Annotated in this window: 11 protein-coding genes; 1 reads left to right on the top strand and 10 read right to left on the bottom strand. The window is 65.4% G+C overall.

The features are described 5' to 3' along the window. Positions 1-39: 39 nt before the first annotated feature. From FJ490_RS17525 to FJ490_RS17490, 8 genes are all read right to left on the bottom strand, one after another. Entirely contained in the window at positions 40-1,554 is a 1,515-nt protein-coding gene (locus FJ490_RS17525; RefSeq protein WP_140632608.1) for an aldehyde dehydrogenase family protein, read from the bottom strand. A gap of 171 nt (positions 1,555-1,725) precedes the next feature. Beyond that, entirely contained in the window at positions 1,726-2,988 is a 1,263-nt protein-coding gene (locus FJ490_RS17520) for an RNA polymerase sigma factor (RefSeq protein WP_140632605.1), read from the bottom strand. Continuing rightward, positions 2,985-3,359 (bottom strand): YciI family protein, encoded by a 375-nt coding sequence (locus tag FJ490_RS17515; protein WP_140496184.1) that lies wholly within the window; start codon positions 3,357-3,359, stop codon positions 2,985-2,987. The genes FJ490_RS17520 and FJ490_RS17515 overlap by 4 nt, the downstream gene beginning before the upstream one ends. Positions 3,360-3,443: 84 nt before the next feature. Then, on the bottom strand, positions 3,444-4,547 hold the full coding sequence (locus FJ490_RS17510; protein WP_140632602.1) for a DNA topoisomerase IB: 1,104 nt from the start codon (positions 4,545-4,547) through the stop codon (positions 3,444-3,446). Between the two features lie 128 nt (positions 4,548-4,675). After that, positions 4,676-5,560: a transglutaminase family protein gene (locus tag FJ490_RS17505; protein ID WP_140729053.1), complete on the bottom strand. Its 885-nt coding sequence runs from the start codon at positions 5,558-5,560 to the stop codon at positions 4,676-4,678. A gap of 14 nt (positions 5,561-5,574) precedes the next feature. Further along, positions 5,575-7,986, bottom strand: a complete 2,412-nt coding sequence (locus FJ490_RS17500; RefSeq protein WP_140729052.1) for a circularly permuted type 2 ATP-grasp protein — start codon at positions 7,984-7,986, stop codon at positions 5,575-5,577. A gap of 6 nt (positions 7,987-7,992) precedes the next feature. After that, positions 7,993-11,352, bottom strand: coding sequence for a transglutaminase family protein (locus tag FJ490_RS17495; protein WP_140729051.1), 3,360 nt, complete (start codon positions 11,350-11,352; stop codon positions 7,993-7,995). A 104-nt stretch (positions 11,353-11,456) separates the two neighbouring features. Then, positions 11,457-12,653 carry an acyl-CoA dehydrogenase gene (locus FJ490_RS17490; protein ID WP_140729050.1) on the bottom strand — a complete coding sequence of 399 codons (1,197 nt, stop codon included), beginning with the start codon at positions 12,651-12,653 and terminating at the stop codon, positions 11,457-11,459. Between the two features lie 104 nt (positions 12,654-12,757). Between FJ490_RS17490 and FJ490_RS17485 the strand changes: the two genes are divergently transcribed. Further along, positions 12,758-13,669 (top strand): LysR family transcriptional regulator, encoded by a 912-nt coding sequence (locus tag FJ490_RS17485; RefSeq protein ID WP_140729049.1) that lies wholly within the window; start codon positions 12,758-12,760, stop codon positions 13,667-13,669. On the opposite strand, the gene FJ490_RS17480 is transcribed toward FJ490_RS17485, so the two are convergent. Beyond that, the gene (locus tag FJ490_RS17480; protein WP_140729064.1) at positions 13,670-15,985 is read right to left on the bottom strand and encodes a Tex family protein; all 2,316 of its coding nucleotides are present in this window, start codon (positions 15,983-15,985) and stop codon (positions 13,670-13,672) included. A gap of 121 nt (positions 15,986-16,106) precedes the next feature. Continuing rightward, complete coding sequence (locus FJ490_RS17475) at positions 16,107-17,285, bottom strand: serine hydrolase (protein WP_140729048.1); 1,179 nt, start codon at positions 17,283-17,285, stop codon at positions 16,107-16,109. Positions 17,286-17,289: the final 4 nt, after the last annotated feature.

The raw sequence follows: 17,289 nt of genomic DNA, 5'->3' as shown, positions 1-17,289 counted from the left end.
CCCGGGTGCGCAAGGTCACCCGAGCCGGAACCCGCAATGTCACTCGATGTCGAAGGAGACACCCTGGGCGAGCGGCAGCGCCTTGGAATAGTTCACCGTGTTGGTGGCGCGGCGCATATAGGCTTTCCACGCATCGGAGCCGCTCTCGCGGCCGCCGCCGGTTTCCTTTTCACCACCGAAGGCGCCGCCGATCTCGGCGCCCGACGTGCCGATATTGACATTGGCGATGCCGCAGTCCGAGCCGTCGACGCCGAGAAAGCGCTCGGACTCCTGCAGGTCGCGGGTGAAGATCGACGACGACAGCCCCGCTCCCACCGCATTGTGCTCGTCAAGCACGGCGTCGAAATCGGAATACTTCATCACATAGAGGATCGGCGCGAACGTCTCTTCGGTCACCGGCGACACTTGGCTGGGCATTTCGACTAGCGCCGGATGCACGTAGTAGGCGTCCGGATGGCCATTCTCGACCCGCGTGCCGCCGGTCACCTTGCCGCCGTGGGCGGACGCTTCCTGCAGCGCCTTCTGCATGGCTTCGTAGGCTGCCCTGTCGATCAGCGGCCCAACGAGCGCCGACGTCTCCAGCGGATTGCCGACAGAGACGCTCTGATAGGCCTTCTTCAGCCGCGGTACCAAGGCGTCGTAGACGCTGTCATGCACGAACAGGCGCCTCAGGGTCGTGCAGCGCTGGCCCGCCGTGCCCATCGCGCCAAAGGCAATCGCGCGCAACGCCATGTCGAGATCGGCGGTCGGGCAGACGATGCCGGCATTGTTGCCGCCGAGCTCCAGCACCGCGCGTGCAAAACGCTTGGCCAGGCGCGGGCCGACGTCGCGGCCCATGCGGGTCGAGCCGGTGGCGGAGACCAGCGGCACCTTGGGATGATCCACCAGAATCTCGCCGACGGCGCGGTCGCCGATCAGCACCGACGCGAGCCCTTCCGGCGCATCAGTGCCGAAGCGCTTGACGGCGCGCTTGAAGATCGCCTCGCAGGCAAGCGCCGTCAGCGGCGTTTTTTCGGAAGGCTTCCATACCACCGCGTCGCCGCAGACCAGCGCGAGCGCCGCATTCCACGACCACACCGCGACTGGGAAGTTGAAGGCGGAGATGACGCCGACCACGCCGAGCGGATGCCAGGTTTCCATCATGCGGTGTCCTGGGCGCTCGGTGGCGATGGTCAGTCCGTACAATTGCCTGGAAAGACCGACGGCGAAGTCGCAGATGTCGATCATCTCCTGCACTTCGCCGAGCCCTTCCGAGGGGATCTTGCCGACCTCGATCGACACCAGCCGGCCAAGTTCGGCCTTGTGCGCGCGCAATTCCTCGCCGAGCAGCCGCACCAGCTCGCCGCGCTTCGGGCCCGGTACCAGCCGCCAGGCCTGAAACGCCTTGTGCGCGGCATCGATGGTCCTGGCCGCATCGGTCGGCGAGATCGTGCTCAATGCCGCGATCTGCTCGCCCGTGACCGGGCTGCGCACGATCAGGTCGCCGCCGACAAGCGCCTCCTTGGCAACACCCAGTTTCGCCAGCAGCTCGGCGGTTTCCTTCGCTATCGTCATGTCTGTCCCTTTCAGATCCCGCCATTCATGTGGCGTGGTCAAAGCATTGCGCCGTGCATTCCCTATGCGGTCAGGCGCAGGGTGGCGCTGTCTTGGCGTGCCAATAGCGGTTTCAGGAAAAAATCGCCACCCCGGCATGGTCCAAGCTCGGGCCAGACCATTGAACCAGGGTCAGCTTGCGGTGCGCGCTGCGCTGTCCTTCATCAGCCGGTCGATGTGCATGCGTATATGGGCCGCTTCCGCCGCGGTGTTGGCAAGCGCGATGGCGCGATCGAAGGCGACCCGCGCCTCCTCGCCCCGGTCGAGTTGCATCAAAAGCCCGCCCTTGAGGCCGAAGAAGTGGAAATAGCCGGAAAGCCTCTGCTCCAGCGGCTCGATTATGGCGAGCGCGGCCTCCGGTCCGCTCACCTTGGAAACCGCGACCGCACGGTTGAGGGTGACGACGGGCGACGGCTGCATCTGTTCGAGCAGGCCGTAAAGCAGGTCGATCTCCACCCAGTCCGTGTCCTCGGCCTTTTCAGCCCGAGCATGCAGCGCGGCAATCGCCGCCTGCACCTGGTAAGGGCCGGGCTTTCGGTGGCGCAGTGCCTTGTCGACCAGCGCCAGCCCTTCATCGATCATCTTGCGGCTCCACAGGCTGCGGTCCTGATCCTCGAGCAGAACGATCTCTCCGTCCGCATCGAAGCGGGCCGGTGCGCGCGCATGCTGGAGCAGCAGCAGCGCCGTCAGCCCCATGATCTCCGGCTCGGTCTGGAACAGCCTGAGCAGCAGCCGGGCCAGCCGGATCGCCTCCTCGCACAGCGGCGCGCGGGCCGGCGCCTCGCCGCTGTTGGTCGAATAGCCCTCGTTGAAGATCAGGTAGACCATGGCCGCGACCGCGGCGAGCCGCTCCGAGCGCTCCACCGCGCCCGGCGTCTCGAACGGCACGCCGGCGTCGGCGATACGTGCCTTGGCGCGAGTGATGCGCTGCTCCATGGCGCTTTCGCCGACCAGGAAGGCGCGTGCGATCTGCTTGACCGTGAGACCCGAGACGATGCGCAGCGCCACCGCGATCTGCTGCGTTGCCGGCAGGTCGGGATGGCAGCAGATGAATAGCAGCCGCAATATGTCGTCGCGGTAGTGCGCGCCATCGAGCCGCTCGGCGATGTCGCTCTCTGCGTCCTCGAGATCAGATATCTGGTCCTCTTCCGGCATCGGCGCCTGCTTGGCGCGCTTGCGCACCGCGTCGATGCCGCTGTTGCGTCCGACGAAGATCAGCCAGGCCGCCGGATCGCGCGGCGGACCGTTCTGCGGCCAGTTCTTCAGCGCCCTGAGGCAAGCGTCCTGGAAAGCTTCCTCCGCCGTATCGAGGTCGCGGAAATAGCGCAGCAGCGCACCCATCGCCTGCGGGCGGGCGGCGCTGATCGCTGAGCTGATCCAGGCAAGTTCGGTCATACGGCGACCCTAGTGGGATTGAAGATGGATACCGGCCGGATTTCGTAGGAGCCGCCGCTCGGATTGACCTCGGAAAGTTCGCGCGCGAACTCCACCGCCTCGTCGAGATCGGCGCATTCGAGCGTGTAGAAGCCGAGGAACTGTTCCTTGGTCTCGGCGAACGGCCCGTCGATGACGATCGATTCGCCCTTGACCTTCCTCAGCGTCGTCGCCGCCGTCGTCGGCAAAAGCCGCGCCACCGGGCCAAGCCGGCCGGCGTCCGCGTATTTCTGCTGGACATCGAGAATGTTGGCCATGACCTTGTCGTCCTGTTCCTTGCTCCAGGAGCAGACGACGTCTTCGGAAGCATAGCACAAGATCGCGTAGAGCATGGTTTGTCCTCTTCTGTGTCAAAGGACGAAACACTAGGACCGATCCCGACACGGCGTCGATAAAAAAATCGAGGCGCCGCGGATTCAGCGGCCGCTGGTTGCCGCGGGTCCGCTTTCGTGCGTCTTCAGCCATCGCAGCACGAGCGCTTCCTCGTCATCGAGACCGTCTATCGACCGTTTGCGCTTGTTGGCTTCCGCCATTTCGGCAAGCAGCCGTCCCTGCAGCCATGCTTCGAAGACTTGCGGATGGATATAGCATTGGCGGCAGACGGCGCGCGTGTTGCCCAGCCGCTCGGCGACCCTGTCGATGACGCTGTTCATCGCCCGTTTCTGCTGTGCCTGGCTGTCGGGCAGCACCGTTTGCGCGAACAGCGACGCGGCGTGAATGGTGCCGCCCCATGTACGGAAATGTTTCGAGCTGAATGCATCCCCGATGGCCTCGCGGATGTAGCGGTTGACGTCTTCGGAGCGCACCGGGTGTCTGTTGCCGTCCTCATCGAGATACTGGAACAGCTTTTGGCCCGGCAGGTCCTGCGCGCCCCGCACGATTCGCGCGATGCGGCGATCGACCAGCTTCAATTTCCATTCCTTGCCCGATTTGCCCTTGAAGGCGAACCGCAGGCTCGATCCCTTGATGTCGACATGGCGGTCCCGCAGCGTCGTCAGGCCGAAGCTCTTGTTGTCGCGGGCGTAAGCGGCGTTGCCGACTCGGATCATGGTGTTGTCGAGCAGCCAGACGATCGCGGCGACGACGCGTTCGAGCGGCAGGCCATGGCGGCGCAGGTCGCTGTCCATCCTACGCCGAAGCTCCGGCAGGCTTTCGGCGAAAGCGACAAGGCTCGAATATTTGGCGCTGTCGCGTTCCTCGGCCCAACGCGGATGGTAGCGATATTGCTTGCGCCCGCGCTGATCCCTGCCGGTTGCCTGGATATGGCCGTCCGCCTCGGGCGAGATCCACACATCCGTCCAGGCCGGCGGGATAACGATCGCCTCGATGCGCGCTCGGGTGGCATCCGAGACCGGCCTTCCGTCAGGTCCCCTGTAGGAAAATCCCTTGCCCGCTTTCAGTCGGCGGATACCGGGCTCGGTATCGCTGACATAGATCAGTGCGGCATCCTCGGCAGAGATCTGAGCGCCGTTCTTTGGTGCGGCCTCGCCGTCGATAGTCAATCCGGATTTCTGCAGCATGCTGGCCCCACGGAAACACCCGTAGATAAGCCTCTGGGCCGAGCACTGGTTCCATTCCTGTCGAAAAGTCGGCGGCCACCCACGTCGGGCGGAACCCTGCAAGGCGCTTTGCGCAAGCAGGCCTGACGTCAGGTCTTCTCCAGCACCACCGGAATAACGTCGACGGCTTGCTCTCCGACCTGTCCGCCGGTGGTCTTGAGAACGCCGACGATCGGCGCGACATCCGAATAGTCACGGCCATAGCCGACGGTGATGTGATCGTTGGAGGCCCGCATGCCGTTGGTCGGGTCGAACTCCTGCCAGCCGGCATCGCGCCCGCACCACACCTTGACCCATGCATGCATGGCGTCGGCGCCCTCCAGCCTGGGCTTGCCCTTGGGCGGAATGGTGCGCAAGAAGCCGCTGACGTAGCCGGCCGGCATGCCGAGCCCGCGCAGGCCGGCGATCATGATATGCGAGAAATCCTGGCACACGCCGCGCTTCAGCCGGAAGGCATCGCCTGCCCTGGTGCGGACGGTGGTCGCCTCGTTGTCATAGGTGAAATCGCGGTGGATGCGATTGCAGAGGTTCATCGCCGTACCGGCGGCCGAGCCGCCGACGCTGTCGCGCGCATAGGCGGTAATCGCCGCATCGATGCCGGCGTGACCGCTGGCGGCCAGGAAATGGTGGGGGGTATCCGGCGCCAGCGAGCGCACGGCGGCGAGCTCCTGACGCAGCCGGCTAAGGTCGGGCGACACGTCGAGCCCGGGCTCGGGCCGCGACACCGCCACGCGCGCGCTCATCCTGATGTCGAGTGCGTCATGCGCGTCGCGGAAGGCGATCGAGGTGACGTTGTTGCCGAAGAAATCGGAAAAATCCGAGCGTTCGTTGGGCGCCGGCGCGAAGGATAGCGACGCAGCGACGACGCGCTGCACGCCCTCGATGGTCGGCGGCAGTACGCGCACCTGGTGCCGGCCGCCGCCGGCGACGGCGGCGTAATCGTAGTGAAGGTGAAGCCTGATGTCGTAGAGCATGCCGGAGCGCCGCCTTACCCGAAATAGGCCTTGGCGAGGCTGCTGTAGAGCCCGCCTATCTCGCCGGCGAGATCGTTCAGCGCCTTCACACTCATGTCCGCTGGCTCCTTGATGGCGATGGCTGTGTTGAGCTGCAGGATCTCCTTGGCCGCAGGCGACATGTGCCCCTCGCCGCCGATCGCCGGCAGCAGCCCGATCTCGGCTTTCAGCCGTTCGAGCTGGAACAGGATGGAACGCGGATTGAGCGGATCGAGCGCCAGAAGGTCGATCACCGTGCGGCGGCCGGCTTGCACAGGGTACTGCCGCCGGTGCGTCATGACGCTGTCGCCGATCTCCAGCATCATGTCGAGCGCGCCGTCCGGCGCCTTGTCGCTGGTCAGCCGGGCGAGCGTGCTGGCGATCTGTATGCCGCGTTCCAGCCGCCGGCCGATCTCCAGGAACCGCCAGCCCGCGAAGCGGTACATGTTCTCGTGCAGCAGGCCGGAAAAACCGGCGAGCTTGCGCAGGATGACGGTCATCGCCCGCGTCGCGTCATCCCCCGGCGCCACCGTCGTCGCGAACTGATGGATGGTCTTCGACAAGTCCTTGAGCGCCAGCCAGCCGTCCGGCGAGAAACGGTCGCGGATCTGGCCGGCGCTGTAGACCGCGCTGTCCAGCGTACCGATCAGCCCCGATGGGATCGCTGTTTCGACATCGATGCCGAACGGTTCGAGATGATCCCTGATGTCGGCCAGCAGCGGCATATCCGGATCGGAAGTTTCGGCGAGCCGCACATGATAGGCGCGCAGGATGCGCACCGTGTCTTCCGAGCGTTCGATGTAGCGGCCGAGCCAGGTCAGGTTTTCCGCTGCGCGGCTGGGCAGGCTGCCCGGCCTGGTGCGGCTGAAGCTGTCGCCCTCTTGTGGCAGCAGCGTCTCGCGCTCCACCGGCCGGTCGCTGACCACCCAGACATCGGCCGCCTGGCCGCCGCGCTGCATGGCGATCGCGGTCGGATCGAGCGACAGGCCGACGCGGGCGAACCCGCCCGGCATCACCGTCCAGCCCTCGGGCGTGCGCGCCAGGTAGACACGCAGGCTTGCCGGCCGCGGCTCCAGCCAGCCGCCGACATAGACGGGCGTCGTCGAAAGCGTCACCGCTTCCTGGCCGACGAAAGCGTCGCCGTCGCGTTCGATGCGCGCCACCAGGTCCGCCCGCTCCCCGGCCGACAGCGCGGAGCCAAGCCTAGTCTGGTCGTCGTCCTCGAAGGCCAGCCTCGTCGACAGCGCCGGCCCGATCACCATGCGGTCGATATTGGCGAGCACATGCGCTCGGTCGGATGCCTGACCGCACCACCATGTCGCGACGGTGGGCAGCTCGAGTTCCTCGCCCCGCAATTCGCGCGCGATCTTGGGCAGGAAGGCAAGCAGCGCGCGCGTTTCCATCAGGCCCGAGCCGAGCGCATTGACGGTGGAGACGCTGCCTTGCCGGATCGCCTCGACCAGGCCCGGCGTACCGATTTGCGACTCCGAGCGCAGTTCCAACGGATCGGCGAACGCCGCGTCCAGCCGTCGCCACAGCACGCTGATCGGCATCAGCCCGGAAACGGTGCGCACCATCAGCCTGCCCCCGGAAACGGTCAGGTCCTCGCCTTCGAGCAGCATGATGCCGAGATAGCGGGCGATATAGGCGTGTTCGTAATAGGTTTCGTTGAGCGGCCCAGGCGTCAATATGGCGACGCGGCCGTCAGCTTCCCTGGCCATGCCGATCAGCGCATCGCGAAAGCGCCGGAAGAAGCCGGCGAGGCGATGCACATGCATCTCGCCATAGATGTCCGACAGCGCGCGGGTCGTGGCGACGCGGTTCTCCAGAGCGAAACCGGCGCCGGATGGTGCCTGAGTACGGTCGCCCAACACCCACCAGCGGCCGTCCGGCCCGCGGCCGAGTTCGAAGGCGCAGAAATGCAGGAAATGGCCGTCGGCCGGACGAGTGCCAACCACGGGCCGCAAATATTCGGGGCTCGCCGCGATCAGTCCGGCCGGCAGGATGCCCTTCTCGACCAGCCGGTTCGGCCCGTATATATCGGCGATGATCTCCTCGAACAGCTCGGCGCGCTGCACCAGGCCGGCGCTGATCGCTGCCCACTCGGCGTCCTCGATGAGCACCGGAACATGCGCCAGCGGCCATTCGCGCTCGTTGGCGCCGGCCTTGTCATAGACGCGGTAATAGACGCCGGCGTCGCGCAGATACTGGTCGGCACGCGCAAAACGCTGGGCGAGTTCTTCGGCGCCGAGATCGTCGAGCGCCCCGATGAAATGCTTCCAGGCCGGACGGGGATTGCCCGAAGCGTCGACCATCTCGTCGACGACGCCGTCGATCGGCTGGTAGTGCTCCAGCAGGCGATGGATCTGCGCCTTGCCGCGTACCCGCTTGTGATTCCCCTTTGCCATGTCAGATCAGAGTCTTGGCGGACGCCGAAGGTCAAGCGTCATGGGGAAATCTTCCGTGGGTTGTTCCTCGCGCAACACATAGGCCGACGGCGTGTGGCCGCGCGCTTCGAAGCGGGCGAGCCGGCGCGCTTCCGCCTCGTTGCCGTTGACCGGAAAAGTGTCGTAGCTGCGCCCGCCCGGATGCGCGACATGATAGACGCAGCCGCCAACCGCCCGACCCGACCAACGGTCGTAGATATCGAACACCAGCGGCGTATTGACCGGCAGTGCCGGATGCAGGCCCGAAGCGGGTTGCCACGCCTTGAAGCGCACGCCCGCCACCGCGACTTCCCTGTTGTCGGTAACCTTCATCGGCACGATGCGGCCGTTGCAGACGACGGCATGGCGCTCCGGATTGAGACCTTCGGTCTTGACCTGCAACCTTTCGACCGAGGAATCGACGAAGCGCACGGTGCCGCCGATGGCCCCCTGCTCGCCCATGACATGCCACGGCTCCAGGGCCTGCCGCAGTTCCAGCTTGACGCCCGCATATTGGACCTCGCCGCAGAAGGGAAAGCGGAACTCGAGCTGCGCGTCGAACCATTCGGGGCGGAACGTGAAACCGTTGAGCTTGAGGTCGTCGAGAACGTCGAGAAAATCCGCCCAGACATGATGCGGCAGCATGAAGCGGTCGTGCAGCGACGTGCCCCAGCGCACGAAACGGCCGTCGAGCGGGTTCTTCCAGGCACGGGCGATGATCGCCCTGACCAGCAGTTGCTGCGCCAGGCTCATGCGCGCATTGGGTGGCATCTCGAAGCCGCGGAACTCGACCAGGCCCAGTCGTCCGGTCGGTCCATCAGGCGAAAACAGCTTGTCGATGCAGATTTCCGAGCGATGCGTGTTCCCGGTGACGTCGGTCAAAAGGTTGCGGAACAGCCGGTCGACCAGCCATGGCAAAGGCACGTTGCCCTGGTCCGGACGCGGCACCTGCGTCATGGCGATTTCAAGCTCGTAGAGCGAATCGTGGCGCGCCTCGTCGAAGCGCGGCGCCTGGCTGGTCGGGCCGATGAACAGGCCGGAGAAGAGATAAGACAGCGAGGGATGCCGCTGCCATTGCAGCACTAGGCTCTTCAAAAGATCGGGGCGGCGCAGAAACGGGCTGTCATTGGGGGTCGCGCCGCCGACCACAACATGGTTGCCGCCGCCGGTGCCGGTGTGGCGGCCGTCGATCATGAATTTATCCGCGCCAAGCCGCGTTTGCCGCGCCTCCTCGTAGATCGCCGTGGTCGTCGCCACGCAGTCCTGCCAGTTGGCAGCCGGATGGATGTTGACCTCGATGACGCCAGGGTCCGGCGCGACGCGGATGACGTTGAGGCGCGGATCATGCGGCGGGCCGTAGCCCTCGATGTGCACTGGCAACCTGATCGCCTTGGCCGCGTTCTCGGCTGCTGCCACCAGCTCAAGATAATCCTCCAGCGCCTCGACCGGCGGCATGAACACGCAGAGCCGTCCCTCGCGCGGCTCGACCGAAAGCGCGGTACGCACCGCGCCGCCGATCTCGGTGATCTCCTGCTCGACCCGGTCCTGCTGGGCGGTCGCGGCCGTGAACGATGCCGCCTGCTGGCGGCGTGCCATTTCATCGGCGCCCTGAGGATCGGCCGGAGCCGCCATGGGCAAGATCGCCTCCCGCACGGGCAGCGCACCGCGCGGCTGCGACGGATCGACCGGAACGATGTAGGGAAACTGCTCCGGCGGCACGTGAGGCAGCGTGCCGAGCGGCAGGCGGTAGCCGACCGGTGAATCGCCCGGCACCAGGAACAGCCGCCCGCGCCGCGTCGTCCATTTTTCCGAGCGCCAGCGCTGGCCCGACGCCTGGCTGTTCCAGCGCTGCACCGGCAGCACATAGCCCGACGGCTTGGTCAGCCCGCGTTCGAACACCGTCGCCATGCGGCTGCGCTCTTCGGGATCCTCCAGCTTCGAATTGGACGGATCGACATTCTCCGGCAGCTTGCCTTCCTTGAGCAGCCACTCGGCCGGATCCTCATAGGCTTCGCTGACCATGGACGTTTCGATGCCGAGCTCGCCGGCGATCGCGGTCAGCAGGCTCTCGGCCTGCTTCGGACCGATATCGGCTTCGCTTTTCTCCCGCGCGATCAGCGACGGGTCGCTCCACACCGGCTGGCCGTCGGTGCGCCAGTAGAGCGAAAAGGTCCAGCGCGGTAAGCTTTCGCCGGGGTACCATTTGCCTTGGCCATAATGGAGGAAGCCGCCAGGCGCGAAGCGCTCGCGCAGCCTCCGGATCAGCGCATCGGCCTTTTCGCGTTTTGTCGGGCCGACGGCGGCGGTGTTCCACTCGGCGGACTCGAAATCGTCGATCGACACGAAGGTCGGCTCGCCGCCCATGGTCAGCCGTACATCCCCGTCCGCCAGCGCCGCATCGACCTTGTTGCCGAGCGCATCAAGCGCATGCCAGCTTTCATCCGAGAACGGCTTGGTGATGCGCGGATGCTCCGCGATGCGGTCGACCCGCATGTCGAAGCCGAACTCGACATTGGCAAAGCTCGCCATGCCGGAAATGGGCGCTGCATTGCGAAAATGCGGGGTGGCGGCAAGCGGTACATGGCTCTCGCCGGTAAGCAGACCCGAAGTCGGGTCGAAACCGATCCAGCCAGCGCCGGGAAGATAGACCTCGCACCAGGCGTGCAGGTCAGTGAAATCCACGGATGTACCGGCCGGCCCATCGAGCGCGACGAGGTCGGGCTTGAGCTGGATCAGATAACCCGAGACAAAGCGCGCGGCGATGTCTAGATTGCGCAGGATCTGCACCAGCAGCCAGCTCGAATCGCGGCACGACCCTTTGGCGGCCGCCAGCGTTTCCTCCGGCGAGAACACGCCGGTCTCCATGCGCACGATATAGGCGATTTCGCGCTGCAGCCGGGCATTGAGGTCGACGAGAAAATTGACCGTGTTTTTCGGGCTGGTATCGATGGTTTTCAGGAACGCCGACAGCAGCGGGCCTGCCGGTTCCGGTGTGCGATAGATGGCGAGGTCGTTGCGTGTCTCTTCCGGATACTCGAACGGGAAATTTTCCGCCGTCTCCTCCACGAAGAAATCGAACGGGTTGTAGACCGTCATGTCGGCGACGAGGTCGACCTCGATCTTGAGTTCGCTCACCGGGTCGGGAAAGACGAAACGGGCGAGGAAATTGCCGTAGGGGTCCTGCTGGAGATTGACGAAGTGGTTCGCCGGCTCGACCTTCAACGAATGGCTGAGCACTTTGGTGCGCGAATGTGGCGCCGGCTGGAGCCTGATCACCTGGGGACCAAGAACCACCGGCCGGTCGTATTTGTAATGGGTCAGGTGATAGACGGCGGCCAGAATTGCCATGGAGCCCCGGAAGATCGGCGTTTAGCTGGCCGAACCCTGACACATCTGGCCGTCATTCTCCAAGCGGATGTTGCGCTGCACCTAACTTAAACGGCTACCGAACCTCAGAAAAACGCTTGGATCCCCGTCTGCGCCCGTCCCAGGATCAGCGCGTGCACGTCATGCGTGCCCTCATAGGTGTTGACCGTCTCCAGATTCTGCGCATGGCGCATCACGTGATAGCCGATCTGGATGCCGTTGCCGCCATGCATGTCGCGCGCCTGGCGGGCGATGTCGAGCGCCTTGCCGCAATTGTTGCGCTTGACGATCGAGATCATCTCCGGCGCCATCTTGCCTTCGTCGAGCAGCCGCCCGACGCGCAACGAGGCCTGCAGCCCAAGCGCGATCTCTGTCTGCATGTCGGCGAGCTTCTTCTGGTAGAGCTGCGTGCTGGCCAGCGGCTTGCCGAACTGCTTGCGGTCGAGGCCATACTGGCGCGCGCGATGCCAGCAATCTTCGGCCGAGCCCATCGAGCCCCAGGAAATGCCGTAGCGAGCCCGGTTGAGGCAGCCGAACGGCCCCTTCAGCCCCGACACGTTGGGCAGCAGAGCATCCTCGCCGACCTCGACGCCTTCCATAACCACCTCGCCGGTGATCGACGCCCGCAGCGACAGCTTGCCGCCGATCTTCGGCGCCGAAAGCCCCTTCATGCCCTTTTCCAGGACGAAGCCACGGATCTCATCCTTGCCGTTCTCGCCCTTCAGCTTCGCCCAGACGACGAACACGTCGGCGACGGGCGCATTGGAGATCCACATCTTGGAGCCGGTAAGCTTGTAACCATTGGCGGTCTTCTCGGCGCGCGTCTTCATGCCGCCGGGGTCGGAGCCGGCATCCGGTTCGGTCAGGCCGAAACAGCCTATCCACTCGCCGCTGGCGAGCTCGGGTAGATACTTCCTGCGCTGTTCGTCCGAGCCATAGGCATAAATGGGATACATCACCAGCGACGACTGCACCGACATCATCGAACGATAGCCGGAATCGACGCGCTCCACTTCGCGGGCGACCAGGCCGTAGGTGACATAGTTGGCGCCGAGGCCGCCGAATTCTTCCGGAATGTTGATGCCGAGCAGGCCGGCCTCGCCCATCTCGCGAAAAATCGCCGTGTCGAAGGTTTCGTTGAGATAGGCCTCCTCGATGCGCGGCGCGAGCTTGTCGGCGGCGAAGGCCGCCGCCCCGTCCCGCACCATGCGCTCGTCTTCCGAAAGCTGGTCCTCGATCAGGAACGGGTCTTCCCAGACGAATGCATTCTTGTCGGCAGCCATGGCGTCTCGATCCTTAAAAACGGGTGAAGTCCGGCTTATCGGCCCACGGCCTGAAAAAATCAAACGAAATTGCTTCACCGATCAATGAGCGTTAGGAATAGATCATGAGCGTCCAACGTCGTCTTTTGCCTAACATCAACGCGCTTGCCGCCTTCGAAGCGGTGGCCCGGCTTGGCAGTTTCACCGCTGCAGCCCAGGAGCTGGATTTAACCCAGGGCGCCGTCAGTCGGCAGATCAGGCTGATCGAGGACCAGTTTGGCCGCCGGCTGTTCGAGCGCGACAGCCGCAATGTCCGGCTGTCGGCGGCGGGCGAAACCTACGCCGAAGTGGTCCGTTCGGCACTTGGCCAATTGCGCGACGCAGCGCTTGGATTGATGAGTAATCGGCATAGAGGCATCCTGAACCTCGCAATCCTGCCGACCTTCGGCACGCGCTGGCTGATGCCGATGATCCCAGACTTCGTCGACAACAATCCCGACATCACCATCAACTTCGTCACCCGCGTCGGCCGCTTCGACTTCGCCAGAGAGCGGCTGGACGCCGCCATCCATTATGGCCTGCCGGACTGGCCCGAGGCAGACTCGACGCTGCTGGTGCGGGAGGTGGTGGCCCCGGTGGTGTCGCCCGAATTTCTCGCCGAGCGCTCCATCGCCACGCCGGCCGACATCGGCCGTCTGCCGCTGCTGCACATGGCGACGCGGCCTGGCGCCTGGACAGAATGGTTTGAGCATCAGGGCCTGAGCGCGCCGACCGGACCGGGTATGCAGTTCGAACAGTTCGGCACCGCCGCCCAGGCCTGCATGGCGGGTCTGGGCGTGGCTCTGCTGCCGCAAATCCTCATCTCAGGCGAGTTGCAGCGCGGCCAGCTAGTGCCCGCGCCCGGCCAGCCTATGCACAGCCGCAGCGCCTATTATCTGGTCGTCCCGCACGACAAGCGCGGCCATCCGCCGGTCGCGAGTTTTCGAGATTGGCTGACGAGCCAGGTTGAAAAGGACCCGGCTGTTCTGGCGTGGTAGCTACTTCCGTTTCAGCGCATCCGCCAACGCCGCACCGAACGCACCTTGCTGCGCCGGTCGCTCCGGCTGGCGCTGCGGCGCTGGCGAGCGTGGCGCCGGCCTGCCGCCGCCATTGTCGCGCGGGCCGCGCGATGCGCCGCCACCATCCCTGCGCATGGAAAGCGCGATCCGCTTGCGCTTGATGTCGACGTCGACGACCCGCACCTTGACCACGTCGCCGGCCTTGACCACCTCATGCGCGTCCTTGATGAAACGGTCGGCCAGTTGCGAAACGTGCACCAGCCCGTCCTGGTGGACGCCGATGTCGACGAAAGCGCCGAAGGCGGCGACATTGGTGACGGTGCCTTCCAGCAGCATGCCGGGCTTCAGATCCTTGATGTCGTCGATGCCATCGGCGAAGGTTGCCGTCTTGAAGCCGGGGCGCGGATCGCGGCCGGGCTTTTCCAGCTCGGCCAAAATGTCGCGCACCGTCGGCAGGCCGAACCGCTCGTCGACGAAAACGCGCGGATCGAGCGCCTTCAGCGCCGCACTGTCGCCCATCAGCGAACGCACATCGCGTCCGCAGGCGGCGACGATCTTTTTGGCCACGCCGTAGGCTTCCGGATGCACGGCCGAGGCGTCGAGCGGCTCGGAGCCGTTCGGGATGCGCAGGAAGCCGGCGCATTGCTCGAACGCGCGCGGCCCGAGGCGGGAAACCTTGAGCAGGTCCTTGCGGCTGGCGAACGGGCCGGTGGCATCGCGGTGCGCGACGATGGCGTCGGCCAGCGACGCGCCGAGGCCTGACACGCGGGCCAGAAGCGGCGCCGAGGCGGTGTTGAGATCGACGCCAACCGCGTTGACGGCGTCCTCGACCACCGCCTCCAGCGAGCGGCCAAGCCGGTACTGGTCGACATCGTGCTGATACTGGCCGACGCCGATCGATTTCGGCTCGATCTTGACCAGTTCGGCCAGCGGATCCTGCAAGCGGCGCGCGATCGACACCGCACCGCGCAATGATACGTCGAGACCGGGGAATTCCGCCGCCGCCGTCGCCGAAGCCGAATAGACCGAAGCGCCGGCCTCGCTGACGATCACCTTGAGCGGCTTCGGCCCGCCGTCGGAAGGCATGTCGGACAGCATGTCGGCCACCAGCTTCTCGGTTTCGCGGCTGCCGGTGCCATTGCCGATCGAGATCAGCTCGACCTTGTGCAGGCGAACGAGCTTGGCGAGCTCCGCCTGCGTGCCACGCACATCGTTCCTGGGCGGGAACGGATAGACCGTTGTCGTCGCCACCAGCTTGCCGGTGCCGTCGACCACCGCGACCTTGACGCCGGTGCGGATGCCAGGGTCGAGCCCCATCGTCGGCCGCGATCCGGCGGGGGCGGCGAGCAGCAGATCCTTCAAATTGCGGGCGAAGACGTGGATCGCCTCTTCCTCGGCCCGTTCGCGCAGGTCGCGCATCAGATCGAGCGTCAGGTGCAGGGATAGTTTTATGCGCCAGGTCCAGCCTGCGACCTCCATCAGCCAGCGATCGCCCGGCAGGCTGCCGCCGATGGCGTAGGCATTGGCGATCATCCGCTCTACCGGCTTCACCGGTGAAGAGTCGTCGGCATCGACCTCGATGTCGAGCGACAGCACCTCCTCGTTGCGGCCGCGCAGCATCGCCAGCGCGCGGTGGCTCGGCACGGTGGCCCAGCGCTCGACATGGTCGAAATAATCGGAGAATTTCGCACCCGCCTCCTGCTTGCCGTCGACCACCCTGGCGCGCATGAAGGCGCGTTCCTTCATGTAGCTTCGCAGCTTGCCGACCAGGTCTGCATTCTCGGCGAACTGCTCCGACACTATGTCGCGCGCGCCCTCAAGTGCCGCCTTGGCGTCGGCCACGTCCTCGGTCAGATAGGCCAGTGCGAGTTCCGCCGGCACCAGCGAACGGTCGGCCAGGATGGCTTCCGCCAGGGGTCCCAGCCCACGCTCCCGGGCGATCTCCGCCCTGGTGCGGCGCTTGGGCTTGTAGGGCAGGTAGATGTCCTCCAGCTCGGCCTTGGTGACGGCGGCGGCGAGCTTGGTTTCAAGCTCGTCGGTCAGCTTGCCCTGCTCCCGGATCGAGCCAAGGATGGTGTCACGCCGCGCGTCGAGCTCGCGCAGATAGGCAAGACGCTCCGACAGCAGGCGCAGTTGCGTATCGTCGAGCCCGCCCGTCACCTCTTTGCGGTAGCGCGCCACGAACGGCACGGTCGCGCCTTCGTCGAGCAGCCCGATGGCAGCGGCAGCCTGTTCGGGCCGCGCTGTAATCTCGGTCGCGATAATGGCTGCGATGCGCTTGATGTCGGATGCCATGCCGTTCCTGCTCTTCTCGAAAAGAGCGGCGACCATAGGCGCAGTTATCCTGCCCGCCAACCTTCGCGGTTTCACCGGCGACAGAGGTCCACAGGAAAGCGCGCCCTAATGTTGCGGCCGCTCAGACCATCCGGCTCAGCGCTTCGAAGAATGCGACGATCTCGAGATCGAGCGGATCGTCAACCGGCTCGGGCTGCGACGACATCTTGGCGATCACCACTTCCGTCCGGGGGTCGACATAGAGCCACTGGCCATGGATCCCGATGCCGCAATAGGCCCCGTTCTCATGTCCTGTCTGGTACCATTTGTTGCGGTAGCGGCCCTTGGGAAACAGCGGCAGCATGGCGCCACGCTGCCAGGCTTCAGAACTGCCGCCGGTTACCGTGGTGTCGCGCACCCAGGCCTCGGGCACGATGCGGCGGCCATTCGCAGTGCCCCCTTGCCGCATCATCTCGCCGACGCGCGCCAGATCGCGCGGCGTCACCGATATGCCGCCGGCAGTGCGCGCCGTGCCCTCCCTATCTACCGCCACCGAAGCTTCGCTGGCGGCGCCGAGCGGCTGCCACAGTTTCTCGCGCATCAGGTCGGCGAAGCGCTGGCCAGACGCCCGTTCGAGCAGCAGGCCAAGCAGGTCGGAATTGGGCGACCGGTAACGGAAGGTCTGGCCGTGCGGCTCGGCGAGACGCTGCAGCGTCAGGAGGAATTCACGCAGGCTTTCCGTGCCGCCGCCGGGGTTCCACAAGGTGGCGCGCCGGTAGCGGGCAAAGGCGCTTTCGGGATCGAGATAGGCTTCTTCGAAATCGAGGCTGACACTCATATCGAGCACATGCCGCACGGTAGCCTCGCCATAGGCCGAATCGCCGGCTTCCGGTATGTAGGCCGTCACCGGCGCTTCCGGATCGAACACGCCCTCGCCTTCCAATATGCCGGCCATGATCGCGGTCACCGACTTGCTGATCGAAAAAATGATGTGGCGGGCGCCGAAATCCATATGCGGCGCAAACCAGTCGCCGACGATCCTGCCGCCTCTCATGACGGTCAGCGCATCCGTGTGCGAGCGGCTGAGAAAAGCCGCGACGGTTTCCGGCGTGCTCGCCAACGCGACCTTTTCGTCGAGCAATCCGCCGAAATCCTCGGCCGGCGCCTCGTTGACCGGCAGGGCGGCGACACGCGCGCTCGGCACCAGCTCGCCGACGTTCTGGAATGACCATCGGTTGAACGGATTTTCCCGCCAGTTGGCGAGCAGCACCTGGTTGCGGCGGAAGCCGGAACGGGTCTCGAACGCGGTCTTGCCGGTCATGGCA

The sequence above is a fragment of the Mesorhizobium sp. B2-5-11 genome (assembly GCF_006440835.1).
GTDB lineage: Bacteria > Pseudomonadota > Alphaproteobacteria > Rhizobiales > Rhizobiaceae > Mesorhizobium.
This window is presented reverse-complemented; position numbering and strand designations above follow the sequence as displayed.

What these genes read in the sequence shown, in the direction of transcription:
- FJ490_RS17525 (WP_140632608.1), bottom strand. Translation starts at nt 1,554, where the DNA reads ATGACGATAGCGAAGGAAACCGCCGAGCTGCTGGCGAAACTGGGTGTT.
- FJ490_RS17520 (WP_140632605.1), bottom strand. Translation starts at nt 2,988, where the DNA reads ATGACCGAACTTGCCTGGATCAGCTCAGCGATCAGCGCCGCCCGCCCG.
- FJ490_RS17515 (WP_140496184.1), bottom strand. Translation starts at nt 3,359, where the DNA reads ATGCTCTACGCGATCTTGTGCTATGCTTCCGAAGACGTCGTCTGCTCC.
- FJ490_RS17510 (WP_140632602.1), bottom strand. Translation starts at nt 4,547, where the DNA reads ATGCTGCAGAAATCCGGATTGACTATCGACGGCGAGGCCGCACCAAAG.
- FJ490_RS17505 (WP_140729053.1), bottom strand. Translation starts at nt 5,560, where the DNA reads ATGCTCTACGACATCAGGCTTCACCTTCACTACGATTACGCCGCCGTC.
- FJ490_RS17500 (WP_140729052.1), bottom strand. Translation starts at nt 7,986, where the DNA reads ATGGCAAAGGGGAATCACAAGCGGGTACGCGGCAAGGCGCAGATCCAT.
- FJ490_RS17495 (WP_140729051.1), bottom strand. Translation starts at nt 11,352, where the DNA reads ATGGCAATTCTGGCCGCCGTCTATCACCTGACCCATTACAAATACGAC.
- FJ490_RS17490 (WP_140729050.1), bottom strand. Translation starts at nt 12,653, where the DNA reads ATGGCTGCCGACAAGAATGCATTCGTCTGGGAAGACCCGTTCCTGATC.
- FJ490_RS17485 (WP_140729049.1), top strand. Translation starts at nt 12,758, where the DNA reads ATGAGCGTCCAACGTCGTCTTTTGCCTAACATCAACGCGCTTGCCGCC.
- FJ490_RS17480 (WP_140729064.1), bottom strand. Translation starts at nt 15,985, where the DNA reads ATGGCATCCGACATCAAGCGCATCGCAGCCATTATCGCGACCGAGATT.
- FJ490_RS17475 (WP_140729048.1), bottom strand. Translation starts at nt 17,285, where the DNA reads ATGACCGGCAAGACCGCGTTCGAGACCCGTTCCGGCTTCCGCCGCAAC.